At 52.3% G+C, this 15819-nt stretch carries 14 protein-coding genes; 10 read left to right on the forward strand and 4 right to left on the reverse strand.

Annotated features, from left to right (window positions below; all coding sequences use genetic code 11):
• Nucleotides 1–260: 260 nt before the first annotated feature.
• Entirely contained in the window at nucleotides 261–1040 is a 780-nt protein-coding gene (locus AC2D8P_RS13515; RefSeq protein WP_484703313.1) for a beta-keto acid cleavage family enzyme, read from the reverse strand.
• Nucleotides 1037–2356 (reverse strand): aspartate aminotransferase family protein, encoded by a 1320-nt coding sequence (locus AC2D8P_RS13520; protein WP_484703314.1) that lies wholly within the window; start codon nucleotides 2354–2356, stop codon nucleotides 1037–1039. Before AC2D8P_RS13520 ends, AC2D8P_RS13515 begins: the two co-directional genes overlap by 4 nt.
• Before the next feature lie 159 nt (nucleotides 2357–2515).
• On the opposite strand from AC2D8P_RS13520, the gene AC2D8P_RS13525 reads away from it, so the two are divergent.
• The 4 genes from AC2D8P_RS13525 (at nucleotide 2516) to AC2D8P_RS13540 (ending at nucleotide 7490) form a co-directional block, all read left to right on the forward strand.
• Nucleotides 2516–3373: a MurR/RpiR family transcriptional regulator gene (locus tag AC2D8P_RS13525; RefSeq protein WP_484703315.1), complete on the forward strand. Its 858-nt coding sequence runs from the start codon at nucleotides 2516–2518 to the stop codon at nucleotides 3371–3373.
• Entirely contained in the window at nucleotides 3366–4334 is a 969-nt protein-coding gene (locus tag AC2D8P_RS13530; RefSeq protein WP_484703316.1) for a TAXI family TRAP transporter solute-binding subunit, read from the forward strand. Before AC2D8P_RS13525 ends, AC2D8P_RS13530 begins: the two co-directional genes overlap by 8 nt.
• Before the next feature lie 118 nt (nucleotides 4335–4452).
• Nucleotides 4453–7062: a TRAP transporter permease gene (locus AC2D8P_RS13535; RefSeq protein WP_484703317.1), complete on the forward strand. Its 2610-nt coding sequence runs from the start codon at nucleotides 4453–4455 to the stop codon at nucleotides 7060–7062.
• Nucleotides 7059–7490: a universal stress protein gene (locus AC2D8P_RS13540; protein WP_484703318.1), complete on the forward strand. Its 432-nt coding sequence runs from the start codon at nucleotides 7059–7061 to the stop codon at nucleotides 7488–7490. The genes AC2D8P_RS13535 and AC2D8P_RS13540 overlap by 4 nt, the downstream gene beginning before the upstream one ends.
• Nucleotides 7491–7806: 316 nt before the next feature.
• On the opposite strand, the gene AC2D8P_RS13545 is transcribed toward AC2D8P_RS13540, so the two are convergent.
• The gene (locus AC2D8P_RS13545) at nucleotides 7807–8907 is read right to left on the reverse strand and encodes a pyridoxal phosphate-dependent aminotransferase (RefSeq protein WP_484703319.1); all 1101 of its coding nucleotides are present in this window, start codon (nucleotides 8905–8907) and stop codon (nucleotides 7807–7809) included.
• A gap of 153 nt (nucleotides 8908–9060) precedes the next feature.
• On the opposite strand from AC2D8P_RS13545, the gene AC2D8P_RS13550 reads away from it, so the two are divergent.
• The 6 genes from AC2D8P_RS13550 (at nucleotide 9061) to AC2D8P_RS13575 (ending at nucleotide 13656) form a co-directional block, all read left to right on the forward strand.
• Nucleotides 9061–9903, forward strand: coding sequence for a transporter substrate-binding domain-containing protein (locus AC2D8P_RS13550; RefSeq protein ID WP_484703320.1), 843 nt, complete (start codon nucleotides 9061–9063; stop codon nucleotides 9901–9903).
• Nucleotides 9904–9974: 71 nt separating this feature from the next.
• Entirely contained in the window at nucleotides 9975–10634 is a 660-nt protein-coding gene (locus tag AC2D8P_RS13555; protein ID WP_484703321.1) for an amino acid ABC transporter permease, read from the forward strand.
• A gap of 1 nt (nucleotide 10635) precedes the next feature.
• Nucleotides 10636–11298: an amino acid ABC transporter permease gene (locus tag AC2D8P_RS13560; RefSeq protein WP_484703322.1), complete on the forward strand. Its 663-nt coding sequence runs from the start codon at nucleotides 10636–10638 to the stop codon at nucleotides 11296–11298.
• 8 nt (nucleotides 11299–11306) lie between these two features.
• Nucleotides 11307–12098 (forward strand): amino acid ABC transporter ATP-binding protein, encoded by a 792-nt coding sequence (locus tag AC2D8P_RS13565; protein WP_484703323.1) that lies wholly within the window; start codon nucleotides 11307–11309, stop codon nucleotides 12096–12098.
• A gap of 349 nt (nucleotides 12099–12447) precedes the next feature.
• Nucleotides 12448–13176, forward strand: coding sequence for a histidine utilization repressor (hutC, locus tag AC2D8P_RS13570; protein WP_484703324.1), 729 nt, complete (start codon nucleotides 12448–12450; stop codon nucleotides 13174–13176).
• Nucleotides 13177–13281: 105 nt separating this feature from the next.
• The gene (locus tag AC2D8P_RS13575) at nucleotides 13282–13656 is read left to right on the forward strand and encodes a DUF3307 domain-containing protein (RefSeq protein ID WP_484703325.1); all 375 of its coding nucleotides are present in this window, start codon (nucleotides 13282–13284) and stop codon (nucleotides 13654–13656) included.
• On the opposite strand, the gene AC2D8P_RS13580 is transcribed toward AC2D8P_RS13575, so the two are convergent.
• Nucleotides 13620–15788, reverse strand: coding sequence for a CHASE2 domain-containing protein (locus AC2D8P_RS13580; RefSeq protein WP_484703374.1), 2169 nt, complete (start codon nucleotides 15786–15788; stop codon nucleotides 13620–13622). The genes AC2D8P_RS13575 and AC2D8P_RS13580 overlap by 37 nt on opposite strands.
• Nucleotides 15789–15819: the final 31 nt, after the last annotated feature.

Consider the following 15819-nt stretch of genomic DNA (forward strand, 5'->3'; position numbering starts at 1 on the left):
CGCCCGGTTCGCACCAGCGCGACCATTTGATCCCTGAATTCCGCAGGGTACGGGTTCCTCGTTCTCGGCATGAAAAACATTCTCCTTCATCGATAAAAAGTGTCCATCAAACCGGGGGAACTCCAACTCCAGAAATGGGAGAAGTACATCGACAGATTAGTGAACAAAATAGGCCCAATGGAGTCAAATGCTGCGTCATGTGTGAACGAGAAGTAAGTTCTGAAAACTGTCACTGAAGAGCCAAGCGCAAATTGCATGCCTTATGGGCAACTTTGGGTCCTCAATATCGCATCCATTTCGACAACACGTTCGCGGTTTGATCCGGCAACGGATCCATCCGAGTTGTAAATCGAGTTCTCAAACCCAATTCGCACCTTTCCACCATGGCAGGCTCCGGCAAGAAGGCAGGATGTTTCGCTGCGCCCAAAAGCACACACGGCCCAGTCGGGCACAAAACTTTGCTGGGGCAACCATTTGAGCAGCGGATTCAGTTCCACAACAAAGCTGTTTTGCGGGGCGGCATATCTGCCAAGCACATAGAGGATCTGAAGCTCGTCCGGATTTAGATATCCGGCCTCTACCCAATGGGAGAGAGTGTCCAGATCCTGATCGTTGTAGAGGATATGCTGAACGGCGATGTCACGCTCTCTACACCGGGCGTAAAACATCGCTGCGGCTTTTGTTTCTCCATCACGCAGCATTTCAGACAGCGAAACTGAGACCGCAGTTGGTTGGACGCTATCCACCAATTGTCGTTGCTGTTGCGGGCTGTATCTGCCCATCGCTTCGGTCGTGATCTGGCAGAACATTTCGGGCACCGCGCTGCGTAATTCTGTCAAGGTTTCTCGATACAGCCCAGCGTCAAGAACGTGCTGCCCATTTCGATCTCTGACGTGAAAATGCAGACCGTCAGCCCCTGCAGCATGACACTCAACCGCTGTTGCAACGATCTTCTCCAACGTGATCGGGATTTCTGGATGATCTGCCTTTGTTAGTCTGCCACCATTGGGTGCAACCATTAGCCTGGGCAGATGTGTCACAGAACGCGTCCAATTGCGGTGTGCAGTTTGCTGACAATCTCATCGATGTGGTTGTCTTCCAGAATAAAGGGTGGGGCCAGCAGGATATGGTCGCCGTTCACTCCGTCCACTGTTCCACCCATCGGATAACAGATCAAGCCTTCCTCAAACGTGGCTTTTTTCAGCGCCGCGTGCAGCTTACGGTCTGGTGAAAACGGGCGTTTGGTGTCACGATCCTCGACAAACTCGATCCCGCGAAACAGCCCACGCCCCCGAATATCCCCGATATGAGCGTGTTGGCCAAAGGTCTGATGTAAGGAGTCCTGCAGTTTTTCGCCCATTACAGCGCATCGATCTGTCAGCCCCCCATCGGTCAGTTTTGCCACCACGGCCTGCGCGGCGGCGCATGCGGTTGGGTGACCCATATAGGTGTGACCGTGTTGGAAATAACCACTTCCATGTTCGATTGTCGCATAGATTTCAGCACTGCACAGCATGGCGCCGATCGGCTGGTATCCGGCGCCCAGCCCTTTTGCGATGGCGACGATATCAGGGCTGATCCCTTCTTGTTCACTGGCAAATAGGCTGCCGGTGCGCCCCATGCCGCACATAACCTCGTCAAGGATCAGCAATACGCCATATTGCGTGCAGATTTCCCGAACGCGTTTGAAATAGCCCTCGACCGCCGGAACCGCACCTGCAGTTGCCCCGATAACCGGTTCAGCGACAAAGGCGATGACCGTTTCCGGGCCCAGGCGCAGGATTTGTTCCTCCAGCTCATTCGCGACACGCTGACCGTAGTCATAAGCGTTTTCACCCTCTGGTCGATCGCGGTACTCAAAGCAGGGGGAAATATGTGTTGTTTCAATAAGTAACGGTGAAAACGGTTCGCGACGCCATGCGTTGCCGCCGGTCGCCAACGCCCCCAGCGTATTGCCATGATAGCTCTGCCGCCGAGCAATGATATGACGGCGTCCGATTTCCCCGCATTCCACAAAATACTGGCGCGCGAGTTTCAGCGCTGCCTCCATAGCCTCTGATCCGCCTGACACCAGATAGACACGGTCGATCCCTCTGGGCGCATGTTTGATGAGCGTATCAGACAGTTTTTCCGCAGGGTCAGAGGTGAAAAACCCAGTATGGGCGAAGGCGACAGAGTCTAGCTGCGCCTTGATCGCATCGGTAACATCCTGATCCCCATGTCCAAGGCAGGATACAGCCGCGCCACCAGATCCATCGAAATACTGTTTTCCCGATTGATCGTACAAATAGACACCCTGACCGCGCGATATCGTGGGGAGCGATGATTTCGTGTGGCGGGGAAAGACGTGGGACATCTTTCAATCCTCTTGTGAATCAATGCCTGTAACTGAAACATAAAATTCTTTTGTTGACTAGATGTGAAACAAATGAAACATTGCCAAAATTGGGTGTGACCTGGGTTGAAGTCATTGGCGCCATCATTTGAACAGCAATTGTCCGGCAAATACGGATTATTGAGTACAAAGCTGCAGCAGGCAGCGGATTTTGTCGTTGCGAATCCTGTTGATGTTGCGACACGCAGCCTGCGCAAAGTGTCCAAAGACGCAAACCTATCGCCAGCCACGTTTTCGCGTATGTCCACAGCGCTGGGTTTTGACAGCTATGAAGATCTGCGCGACGTTTTGCGCAATTCGATTGAGCGTAAGTCAAACTCTTTTTCACATCGTGTCGAGGCGTTGCAGCAGCGACATGATGAGGGGGGACATGATTTTACAACCCAACATACTTTGGATTGTTCCAGCAATATTCAAAAACTCAGCGCGACAATAGACACCTCTGCAATGGAGGCTTGTGTTGAGAGGCTTCATTCCGCGCGAAAGGTGCTGGTGACCGGGGCTCTGGGATCAACTGGTATTGCAGAATATCTGGCGTATATGGCGAGTTTCATTGCCGATAACTGGTCCATGGCCAGCCGCATGGGAGCGTCTTTGGCCAGTGGTTTGGTTGCCATGTCGGATCAGGATGTCCTGATCGTTGTGACCAAACCGCCATTTGCCAGCAAATCCATACTTGCCGCCCAAGAGGCGCGTGCCGCTGGTGTATTTGTGATTGTGATTACCGATACGCATACCTGCCCGGCCCTTGTCAGTGCTTCGGCAAGTTTTATTGTTCCGACAGACAGTCAGCATTTTTTTTCGTCATATGTGTCCACCGTGGTACTGTGTGAAATTATGATTGGGATGTTGGCTGCCCGCTCCGGTGATCCTGCTCGACAGCGAATAGCGGAAGTAGAGCATAAAAACTGCCGCCTATCCGAAGTTTCAGGCGGCAACCAATCCACGCATCAAAAAGGGAGAAAGTTTGATGAGTAATAGAATAAAAGTTTCCATGGCGGCACTTGCGGTGGGTGCGTTGATGGCACCTGCGGTAATCGCCGAAGAGTTCATCACCATCGGTACCGGCGGTGTGACAGGTGTGTATTACCCCACAGGGGGCGCCATCTGTCGCCTAGTGAACAAGGGCCGCAAAGAGCATGGTATTCGCTGCTCTGTCGAATCCACCGGCGGATCGGTTTACAACATCAATACCATCCGCGAAGGCGAGTTGGAATTTGGTGTGGCCCAATCTGACTGGCAGTACCATGCCTATAACGGCACCTCGAAATTCGAGGATGCTGGCCCGTTTGAAGATCTGCGCGCCGTCTTTTCTGTACACCCGGAGCCTTTCACGGTTGTAGCTCGTGCAGATTCTGGCGTTACAACCTTCGCCGATCTTGAGGGAAAACGCGTAAACATCGGCAACCCCGGTTCCGGTCAGCGCGGCACGATGGAGGTTCTGCTGGGCGCGCTTGGCTGGTCAACCGATAGTTTCGCCCTGGCGACAGAGCTGAAGGCAGCAGAACAGTCTGCAGCCCTGTGCGACAACCAGATCGATGCGATGGTTTATACCGTTGGCCACCCGTCCGGTTCGATCCAGGAGGCAACAACCGCCTGCGATTCCGTGTTGGTTGAGGTGTCTGGCGATGTGGTCGATGGCTTGATTGCTGATAATTCCTTCTACCGTTCAGCAACCATTCCGGGTGGCATGTATCGCGGGTCTGACAACGACACCCAAACATTTGGTGTTGGCGCGACCTTCGTGACCTCCTCTGCTGTATCTGAAGATGCGGTTTATGCCGTTGTGTCTTCGGTCTTCAACAATTTCGAAGACTTCAAGAAGCTGCATCCGGCCTTTGCCCATCTTGAACCGCAGGATATGGCAACCGCTGGCCTGTCGGCCCCACTGCACCCAGGTGCTGCGAAATATTACAAGGAACAAGGTTGGATCGAATAACAATCCATCCATTGCAAGGGCGGCTGAGGCCGCCCTTGTCTATTGGTCAAAGTATATTTGGCAGTAATGCCGTGTAAGCCGCATCATACAAAAGCGGCATGTCAGGGAGAGTGTGAAAATGGCCGAAAAGAACGAGGGCAGTCGCCCGCTTAGCGAAGAGGAACTCCAAGATCTTGTCGCCTCCACCGATGCCGGGGCCAGAAACCCGGCAGGATCCGTGGGAATGTTGCTGGCAATCGTGGCGGTTGTCTGGTCGGTCTTTCAAGTTGTATTGGCGTCCCCGTTGGCGAACTATGTTCTGCCCGGTGATCTGATCAATAACTCTCGGCAGGTGCATCTGGCCTTTGCTGTTTTTCTGGCTTTCATGGCCTATCCTGCATTCAAATCAAGCCCTCGAAACTATATCCCCATTGCCGACTGGATTTTGGGTCTGGCAGGGGCGATCATCGCCATGTACGGTTTCGTCTTTTACCAAAAAATCGTGGATGCAGGCGGCCTTGCCGATGATGTCGACAAATGGTTCGCGCTTGCGGGTCTTTTGATCTTGTTTGAGGGCGCACGCCGCGCTCTGGGGCCTGCGATGGCTATCATTGCGACTGTGTTTTTGGCCTATGTCTTCTTTGGGTCGTCCGATTGGGTGCCCGACGTCATCCGGTGGAAGGGCGCATCGCTGAAGAAGGCCATGAGCCATATGTGGATCACATCGGAAGGCGTGTTTGGTATCGCACTTGGAGTGTCTACAAAATTCGTCTTCCTCTTTGTTCTGTTTGGGGCACTTTTGGATAAGGCTGGCGCCGGGAACTATTTCATCAAAATGGCCTTTGGTGCGTTGGGTCATTTGCGGGGTGGCCCGGCCAAGGCCGCAGTTGTCGGTTCTGCCGCAACTGGCCTGATTTCCGGCTCTTCCATTGCTAACGTGGTCACCACCGGCACATTTACAATCCCGCTGATGAAACGGGTTGGTTTTAGTTCCGAAAAGGCCGGCGCGGTAGAAGTGGCCTCCTCTGTCAATGGCCAGATCATGCCGCCGGTGATGGGCGCGGCGGCCTTCCTGATGGTCGAATATGTGGGGATATCTTATGTCGAGGTGATCACCCATGCCTTCCTGCCCGCTGCAATTTCATACATCGCACTGGTCTATATTGTGCATTTGGAGGCGGTGAAGAATAACATGCCAACCTTGGGCGACCGTGTCGTTTCCATGGGCAAAACCATTGGCGGCATGGCGCTGTTTTTCGCGGGTTTTGCTGGCCTGTGCTACGGCGTGCAGTACCCTGTTGGCTGGGTTGTAGCCCTGGTGCCGGATATGTCTGCGATCGTTATGTCTGCACTGATCTTTCTGGCGTATCTGGCGCTGTTATGGCTTGCGTCAAGCGTACCCGATCTGGAACCAGATGACCCAAATGCCGAAAAGGTCGAACTGCCGGTGATCGCAGAGATCTACAAATCCGGCCTCTATTATCTGCTGCCGATCATTGTGTTGGTTTACTTTCTAATGATTGAACAGAAATCTCCGGGTCTGTCGGCCTTCTGGGCCACGATGTTACTATTCGTGATCCTGCTGACACAACGGCCGGTGAAGGCGATCTTCAGGGGTGAATCCGATACGGCCAATGCCTTCCGTGATGGAATTGCAGATCTGATCCAGGGCTTGATTGATGGCGCGCGTAACATGATCGGGATCGGCCTTGCCACGGCGACCGCTGGTGTGATTGTGGGCACCGTCACCCTGACAGGTGTTGGACAGGTCATGGCGGACCTGGTGGAGTTCCTGTCTGGCGGCAATCTGATCCTGATGTTGGTGATGGTTGGGCTGTTGAGCCTTGTTCTGGGCATGGGGCTGCCAACCACGGCGAACTACATCGTTGTGTCATCTTTGATGGCGGGCGTTGTAGTTGAGCTGGGCGCGCAATCCGGGCTGATCGTGCCATTGATCGCGGTTCACCTGTTCGTCTTTTATTTTGGGATCATGGCTGACGTGACGCCACCCGTTGGGCTTGCCAGTTTCGCAGCTGCGGCGGTTTCTGGCGGTGATGCGATCAGAACAGGGTTCACGGCATTCTTCTATAGCTTGCGGACTGTGGCGTTGCCGTTTGTGTTTATCTTCAACACGGATCTTCTGTTGATTGATGTCTCGTTGGTTCAGGGGGTGTTCGTCTTTGTGACGGCCTCAATTGCCATATTGGTCTTTACGGCCGGAACGATGGGGTATTTCCTGACGAAAAGCCGGATCTATGAAAGTGTTGCATTGGTTTTGATTGCATTTGCGATGTTCCGACCGGATTTCATCATGGATCGCGTCCAGCCCCCGTTTGAAAGCATTCAGCCTGCAGAACTTACAGCAGCGCTTGGGAATGCAGCTGATGGGGATGAGTTGCGAATTGTGGTCGAGGGCCCCGATTTCGACACGGGCAACATCAAGGAAACCACCCTTGTTATCGCCGTGAGCGGAGAGGGCGATGCAGATGCAAGGTTGGAAGAAACCGGTTTGCTGTTATTGGAGGAAGACGGTGTTGTGAAAATGGACGAACCGTCCTTCAGTTCTCCATTTGCAGATACACTGTCCAGCTTTGACTTCTACGCAGACGACGCTGTGACACTGAAATCCGTGATGGCGCCATCAGCGCAGATGCCAAAGGAAATTGTGATCCTTCCGGCGCTGATATTGCTGGGATTGGTTGCCTTCCTGCAACGTGGCCGCATTTCCCGCGAAGGAGTACCCGCATGACCAATTCAGTTCTGTGTGCCGTCGATATCAGCAACGGTGATGATGATGTCAAAACGCTCCGGCGGGCTGCGCAAATCGCAGCAATGGATGGGGCGCAGCTGGATGTTATCGCCGTGGTGCCCGATTTCGGGATGAGCCAAGTTGGTGATTTCTTCGGCTCAGATCATCATGAAAAGATGGTCGATGTCGCCAAAGCTCAGCTTAATGCGTTAGTGGCCAAGGTGTTGGGCCAGGATCAAAACAGCCAAGTCCGTCACATTGTTGCGACTGGGCGTGTTTATGACGAAGTGCTACGTGCTGCTGTTGCGGCAGGGTCATCGCTGATCGTAGTCGGGGCACATAAGGCAGACCTTGCGGATTATCTGATTGGTCCAAACTCTTCGCGAATTGTCCGCCATGCGAAATGTTCGGTTTATGTGGTTCGATAAACCAGGCAGAGCGAATTAACCAAAACCAGGATCGGCCGCGACTCTTTGCGGCCGATCTTTGTTTGCCTGACAATAAGTGTCTGCAATGCGGAGTGGATTCAACGAGTGAACGCAAAACCCTAATCTTTTTGAAAAGTGCGAAGTTAAGACATGAATTGCCGGTTAAGGAGATTTTGCACCCACATGCAGAAGTCGGAAATATGGGGTCGGTGGCAGCTAGACAGGAAAATGTACCAGTTTGGCGTTGTCAACTTAGGAGACTTTCTTGTGCTTTCAAAGCTGTGACGCCCAAAAGCCGATTGGAATAATTTGCGGGTTATGCATTCGGTATAACCGCGTGTATCGCGTCTGTTAGTCGTGCGGTCTCGGCGCGTGTTCGCAGTGATACTCTTATCGATGGTACATTTTCGAGGCCCCGGAACGATGTTGCATCGACCACAAGAACACCATGCCTGGCCAATGCGCCGACAAACTCTGAAGTGGGAATATCTTCTATGGATATCAACATCATATTTGAACACGATCCGCGAACATTCAGGCCGGGTATTTTCTTGAGTTCCGAAATGACAAATTCACGTTCTTTCAGAAATGCATGACGCGAGGTTGTCAAAAATTCATCATTTTCAAGGGCTGCCATTGCCATCCTGGCCGAGAAACCAGAGACATTGAACGGGGGGCGCACGGGAGCCAGGGAAAAGACCGTGTCAGGTTGACCAACAGCATATCCAACTCTTAGCCCAGCCAGGCCGAAATACTTTGAAAATGTGCGCAAGACCACCATGTTTGAGTGAGCATTTACCAATGGAAGCGCACCCAGTTCGCCTGGGTCAGCAAGAGCTTCGTCGACAACAAATTTTGTCTTAGGAAACTCTGATACGAGATCATTGATGTCATCGATCGCGATTTGCGCACCGGTTGGATTGTTCGGAGAGCATAAATAAGCAACATCAATTTGTTGCGTCTGAAGAGCTGCTCTGATCTTGGCGATGTCAATCTGCCAGGGTGTGTCTGATTCAACAAAAACTTGGGTGGCCCCTACGATTCGTGCCTCAAGCTCGTATCGTGGGAATGTTGGGATGTGGATCAACGCCGTCTTCGATGGTCCGAGCCACGCTTGGGAAATCAGTTTCAAAACATCATCCAATCCGGCACCAAACATAAAGCAGCCTTCATCAAAGCCGTGCCGCTTGGACAGTATTTGCCTTAGGCCTTTGAGATGCAGATCAGGGTAAACGCCGCAGGCTTTGATGGCTTCCAATGCTTCATTGAAAACAACCGGTGGCGGGGCAAATGGGTTCACATTGACTGAGAAATCGATGATGTCACTGACGTCAATTCCAAACTTTTTGCTGATGGCCTCAGGTGAGCTTTCCTCTTCGTAGAGGCGCATTTTTTCGCTTCCTGGCTCCTGTCTCATTTTGACTCCTGCTGTTCGTTGGCGGCGGTGTGTTGTGGTGGCTTGACAACTGCATATAATTGTATATGCAGATTGATACTACAGAAAACCACTGAGCGGCGCAAAATAATTTCGCAACCGCGGTTGCCGTTCCAACAATGGGGAGATGACCAGATGAATTTACCTTTCACCAACAACGCAACAAAACTTGCAAAGATCGCCGCTATGGCCGGTGTCGTCGCACTATCCAGTGTCGCCACGGCCAAGGCTGACATTTTGTCAGATGTACTTGAAAGCGGCACTCTTCGCTTTGGTACAGAGATGCAATACCCACCTTTCGACATGATCGTTGATGGAGAATACCAAGGTGTTAGCCGCGATATGGCCGATGCAATCGCAGCGCATATCGGCGTCAAGGCAGAATACACCGACCTGCCTTGGTCCAGCGTTCTACCTGGCCTCGAAGCGGGTCGTTTTGATGTGGTGAACGCCCCGGTTACCGTGACCTCTGAGCGTATGACACGCTATGCATTCACGATCCCATTTGCCACGGGTACAGTCGGGCTGGTCAAGCGAGCCGATGATGACCGGATTTCGCAACCCAGCGATATCGCAGGTTTGGTTGTTGGCGGACAGAAGGCATCTTCCGAATTCAACCAGTTGAAAGATTATGTTGGAACCTTGGATGGTGGCACTGATCTGCGTGAATATGTCGACAACAACCAAGCCTATTCCGATCTGATGGCTGGTCGTGTCGATGCGGTGGTCGGGCCTTTGCTCAACCTTGCTTATCTGACTCAGTCACGCACAGAATTTGCAATTGTTGAACCCGCTTTTGGCACACCAACCTATTTCGCCATGGCGCTGCGCCTTGAAGGTGACTCTGAAAGCCTGAAAGCGGCGATCGATGATGCGATCAAAGCGATGCATGAAAACGGTGAGCTGGCTAAAATTCAGGAAAAATGGTTCGGGACTACGATTGATCTCCCGACGGAAGTACCAGAACCAAAAATCTGACAGTAGCTCACGCACCCCCGCGCCCGATCTCGGCGCGGGGGTCGCATTGAACCGTTTAGCCGGAGGGCCGTATGGACATTCAAGTTGTCGTTGATGCACTGCCGTTTTTGTTTCAGGGGTTGATGGTTACCCTTGTCATGTCCGTGACGGGAATGTTGTGCGGTTTGTTGATCGGAGTGACGGTCTGCGCCGCGCGTGTATCTGAAAAAAAAGCAATCCGCAGAATTGGCGGATTATATGTCAGCATTTTCCGCGGTGTGCCATTGGTCGTACAGCTAATGCTTGTATACTACGCGTTGCCTGTCATCGGCGTTTCACTTCCAGCCTTTATTGCGGCCCTGATTGCCCTGTCGTTTTGTTCTGCCGCCTATATCGGTGAAATTGTTCGCGGCGGTCTGATGGGGATCCCAAAGGGACAGATCGAAGCTGCCCGAATACTTGGGTTTCCAATGACTCAGGTCTGGAAAAAGATCCTCATTCCACAAGCTCTCGTTATTTCACTGCCATCGCTGATAAACGAGCTGATCCTGCTTTTGAAAGCGTCTTCGTTGATCTCGGTGATCGGGATCGCCGAACTGACCCGCACCAGCCAGAACATAGCGGCCTCGACCTATCGACCATTGGAAATTTACCTGGCGGCTGCCGCCCTTTACCTAGCCCTTAACCTAGTGATCGCCATGGCCGGTCGTGCAGCAGAGCGCAAACTCTCACCCGCGCATGGAGGAGCATGATATGGACTTTGATCTCTTCGTCCGCTACGGCCCCGCTCTTTTGAACGGATTTGGTGTGACTGTATTGTGCTGGATTGCCGGGACAATATTGGGTGCAATGCTGGGTTTTGTTCTGGCGCTTGGCATTCGTGCCAAAAACAAATTCCTCAATCCCATCCTTCGGGCGTATGTAGAAATCATCCGGGGGACACCATTTTTGGTTCAGCTGTTCATCCTCTATTATGGTGGGCCTTCTTTTGGTCTTGTGCTGGATCCTATCCCCGCAGGTGTCATCGGATTGACAGTCTACAGCAGCCCCTATTTTGCCGAGATTTTCAGGGCTGGGTTCGGCGCTGTCCCTCCCGGGCATATCGAGGCAGCACAGATGTTGGGCATGTCACGTTTCACAATTATGCGTCGGGTGATGCTGCCGCAAATGCTGATCTCGATCATTCCGCCCCTGACGAATTTCTCGATCATCCTGACCAAAGAAACGGCCGTGCTTTCAGTGATTACAGTTCCCGAGCTTTTGTTCGAAGTGACCACCATGTCGACCGAAACCTTCGCGTTTTTCGAAGCGACGCTGATCCTTGCTATGTTTTACTGGATGCTGGTCGAGTTGACTTCGTATCTGGGGCGCAAGGCTGAATCACGCTTCACCCGCCATCTCACGATCCGCAAATAGGAATACCCATGACTCAGCCTCAAACACCCGTTGCGATCTCAGTGCAGAATATCAGCAAAACGTTTGGCGACTTTCAGGCGCTGAAAGACATCTCTCTGGACATCAATGAATCCGAAGTTGTGTGCCTGATCGGTCCAAGCGGTTCCGGAAAGAGCACCCTGTTGCGCTGCATGAGTTTTCTTGAGCAGTATAATGAAGGATCGGTTCTGATCGAGGGTGAGCTTCTTGGATATACCGACAAGGGGAATTCCCGCGCTCTGATGACGGAAAAAGAGCTTCTGCACGCCCGCCGCAACATTGGCTTTGTTTTCCAGCAGTTCAATCTATGGCCTCATATGACGGTGCTGGAAAACGTAAGTGATGCATTGGTGCGTGTGCGAAAGTTCAAGCTGTCAGAGGCACACGCCAAGGCGAAGGAAGTGCTTGAAAAGGTTGGAATGCTCGAAAAATCGGCCAGCTATCCTTCGCAGCTTTCGGGGGGTCAGCAACAGCGGGTTGCCATCGCACGCGGACTTGCGATGGAACCGCACCTGATGCTGTTTGATGAACCAACTTCGGCGCTGGATCCTGAATTGGTGGGCGAAGTTCTGGAAGTGATCAAGGCGCTGGCTGCGGAGGGCATGACCTTGGTTGTTGTCACCCATGAAATGGGTTTTGCCGCCCATGTCGCCGACAAGATTGCCTTTCTCGATAAAGGGCAGCTCGTGAAATACACCACCACATCGGAATTCTTCCAGGAAAGTTCTGAACAAAGGATCGTGGATTTCCTTGAATCCTACAAAGAGCGGAATGTCTTTTGACAGTTAGAACATGCGGCCATTTTGCAAGGGGGCCTTTTATACCGTTTTAGAACTGCGCGGTGATTGAACTAAATTCGATCACCCAGCGCACAGGTGAATATCTACGTGCGGCTAAAATGGCACAACGTTGCCAGTCTCACCAATGCGTAAACAACTGCGCTTTTCCACAAATACGTGGAATTGGCGGCTTCAGGCGTTCGGATTGTACTGGATGCCCTTGGGCCCCAGGCGCCGCTGGTCAAGTTTTGGCACCGCGGTTTTGTCACAGATGTGGAAAAGGTGAACAATATGCACTAACACTCGCACCGACAACACTCGCGCAACCCATTCGCGCGCTATGTAATCCCGAGTGAGCTTTGCTTTGCCAGAAAAGAAAAACCAACCTATCTACAAACATATTCAGGATTTCATCCGCGAAGAGATCGATTCCGGTCTGCTCGTGCCAGGTGACAAGATCCCGACGGAACACGCTTTGATGGATAGTTTTTCTGCATCCCGAATGACCGTTCATAGAGCCATCAGAGAATTATCGGATGAAGGGCTGGTCAAGCGTATTCCAGGCTCAGGCAGTTTTGTTGCAGAAAAGAAATTCGGATCTTCGGTTCTGAAGATCGCCGACATCGCGGAGGAAATTGTTGCGCGCGGACACAGCCACCAGTGCAAGGTTGTGAAGCTGACGGAAATTCATTCGGACGTTCAGCTGGCCGCGCGGTTCAACATATCACCCGGTCACCCGATATTTTTCTCCAGCGTCGTGCACTATGAGGGTGCGATCCCGCTGCAACTGGAAAACAAATTCGTCAATCCTTATGCCGTTCCGGATTATCTAGAGCAAGACTTCAACTGCATGACGACCTATTCCTACATCCAAAAGATCAGCCCGGTCACTCGCGCAATCCAATCATTACATGCCATCATGCCCGATGCTGAAACTCAAAGAAATCTTGATATAGACAAAGACATTCCTTGCCTGATGATCGAGCGGAAAACCTGGAGTGGCCGCACCGTTGCCACGACGAGCAACCTGATCTATCCCGGCAACCGCTACCATCTGAGCAGCTCGATCGAACAAATGTAATTGCTGGGCAATACCGCGTTTTCTGACGAACCCTAATTTGCCGATTGCATCAAAGGGAGTTGCAAATATAGGGTGCTGTTACCAAAGGGGTGTTTCCACGCGACCATGACAGCAGATATCATAATATTAATGGTGCTTCTCCAGGTGAAGCACATGTTTGCTGACTACTTTCTTCAGCCTGCATTTATGCGCAGCGGAAGGCAGACATATCTGCATGTTGGTCGCTTCGCCCATGCAGTGGTGCATGCGGTAGGAACTGCCATCGTTTTGGTGATTGTTCAGACGTCACCAACTTTGCTTTTTCTGTTGGTTGCAAGTGATCTGATCATCCATTTTCATATTGATTGGATTAAGGCGCGCGTGACGGATGGCAAGGGGTTAACACCGGCAGATGCGGCGTTTTGGCGGGCAGCTGGGGTTGATCAGGCGGCACACCAGCTGACTTATGTCATGATCCTGGCGGTTTGGGCCATTGCCTGAGGTGCTGAGAAATCTTCGACCCGCTCAGAAAGCCGCCCAAGATAATCCACCAACTGCCTGCTGATCGATGGGGCTAGTAACCGGCATTTTTCAAGATGCGGCGATAGCGAATTCCGCTCTTGCAGGGCAGCGATGAGCGCATTGTAAGCGTCCGAGAACGCCTTGAAATCCTCAGATGCTTTCATGTTAGAATCCCCGATGAGCACATAAGCTGGTTGACGATTGCTGATCCCCCTCAGTGACAAATTACCAGCAAAAATCCACGCAAGATCATCGGTGGCATCGCGCACCTCCTGAGAGAATACAAGCTCCGCCTCTAAGTGCCGGCAACTGGTTTCAAGCCGCGCGGCCACATTCACGGTATCCCCGATCACGGAATAATTAAATCGTTGCCGCGACCCCATATTGCCGACGCTTACTTTCCCGGAGGAAACCCCCAGGCACACGCGAATAGGGGGGTCAATTTCAGGATGCTTGCGGGCAAAATTTTTCGTGGCGCTTTCAATTCTCAGCGCAGCCAGTGCAGACATTCGGCGATGCTGTTCGACAGGAAGCGGTGCGTTCCAGAATGCCATAATGCTGTCGCCGATGAACTTGTCGATCGTTCCATCGTTGTCGAGTATCCCATCGGATAGATCGGTAAACAGTTCATTGAGTATCTCAACCAATCTTTGCGGAGACACTTGTTCTGCCATGGGGGAAAAATTCCGAATATCCGTGAACATCACGGTCATGTCTCGCAGCTCACCATCCAGCGAGATGGCGTAATCCTGCTTTTCAATCTGATCCAACACTGACGGCGCCAGATATTGGGAAAAGGATTGGCGGATACGGCGCTTGTCTCTGTCGGCCACAATAAACTGAAAGGCATTCAAAACGCCGAAATTGGCCAATCCCCCAAGCATGGGAAAAGTTGCGTCAAACAGAAAACTATAACGGTGGAAAGCGACCCAGCTGACAACCACAACAATAACGGCGGCGCCCGCACCGGCGATGACGGAACTCGTCGCACCGGCACGGTGCATGACCCATGTCACCAATAGGCCGACAATCACGAAGGCAAGGACCTCAAGCCCAGCGATTGTATCGTTGCGAAACAGATAATCCTCGGTGAGGATTTGTTCGATGATTTGCGCATGGATCGACACGCCGGGCACACTTTCGCCCAGCGCCGTTGCACGAATGTCCAATAACCCCGCCGCAGATGTGCCGACCAGCACGATCTGCCCCTCAAGAGCCTGCCGAAGCATGGCAGGGTCGCGATCATACATGACGTCCACGGCAGACACATAAAGATCTGGGTGGTCCTGACGATAATACATCCATATTTCGCCAAGTTCGTTGGTGGGGATCGTGTAGCCCGCCACCTGCAGGGATTGAACAATCCCAGAGACATCCGGAGAGCCATTTAACAGAAAAATCGGGTGTCCCAACGCAACCCGCAGTGTTTCTACTGATAGCGACGGAAGAAATCCCTGCTGTGTTTTCCAGATCAAAGGAACTTGCCGAACGATCCCCGTCGTTTGAACCGGGGTGACGTTGATGTTGCCTATGCCCCAGGTGGCATCACGCAGGACAGGTAGAATGGGCGTGGTGGCGGGGATGAATATCAAGCCGTCACTAGGATTAAGGCCAACCTCTACAATCCCGGCCTTGTCGTAAGTAACCATATCCGTTTTACTATGAGCTGCCGCCGCTTGGCCAAGAACCACCGGAAAATCAGCGATTGTCCGGGCGAAAATTTGGTCTGTCGCAAGTTTGTTGGAAAGAACATCGCGCATGTCAGGCGTCAGCATGTCTGACAACACCGGATCCTGGAGCAGTTTGGTCAGATTGTTCCGGTCCGGTTCGGCAAACAGGACGTCCAAAGAAATCACCGCCGCGCCATGATCGGCCAGTTTTTCGACCAGTGTCGCCAGTTGATCCCTGGGCCAGGGCCATTGACCCAATTCTTGTAGGCTTTGTTCATCGATATCGACAACACGCACCGGAAGGTCCTGGTAGCTGCGTGGTACCAGACGTTGCAGAAAATCAAAGTAGCTCAGGCGGAGCGCTTCCACGGGGTAGGGATTGACCAACCGCAGGGTCGCAAGTGCCAAGACCATTGTGATGCCGAGCAAAAGAATGGGCACACGCAATGGTCTATCCTCGCCTAAAGAGATC

The sequence above is a fragment of the Roseovarius sp. YIN77 genome (assembly GCF_057219155.1).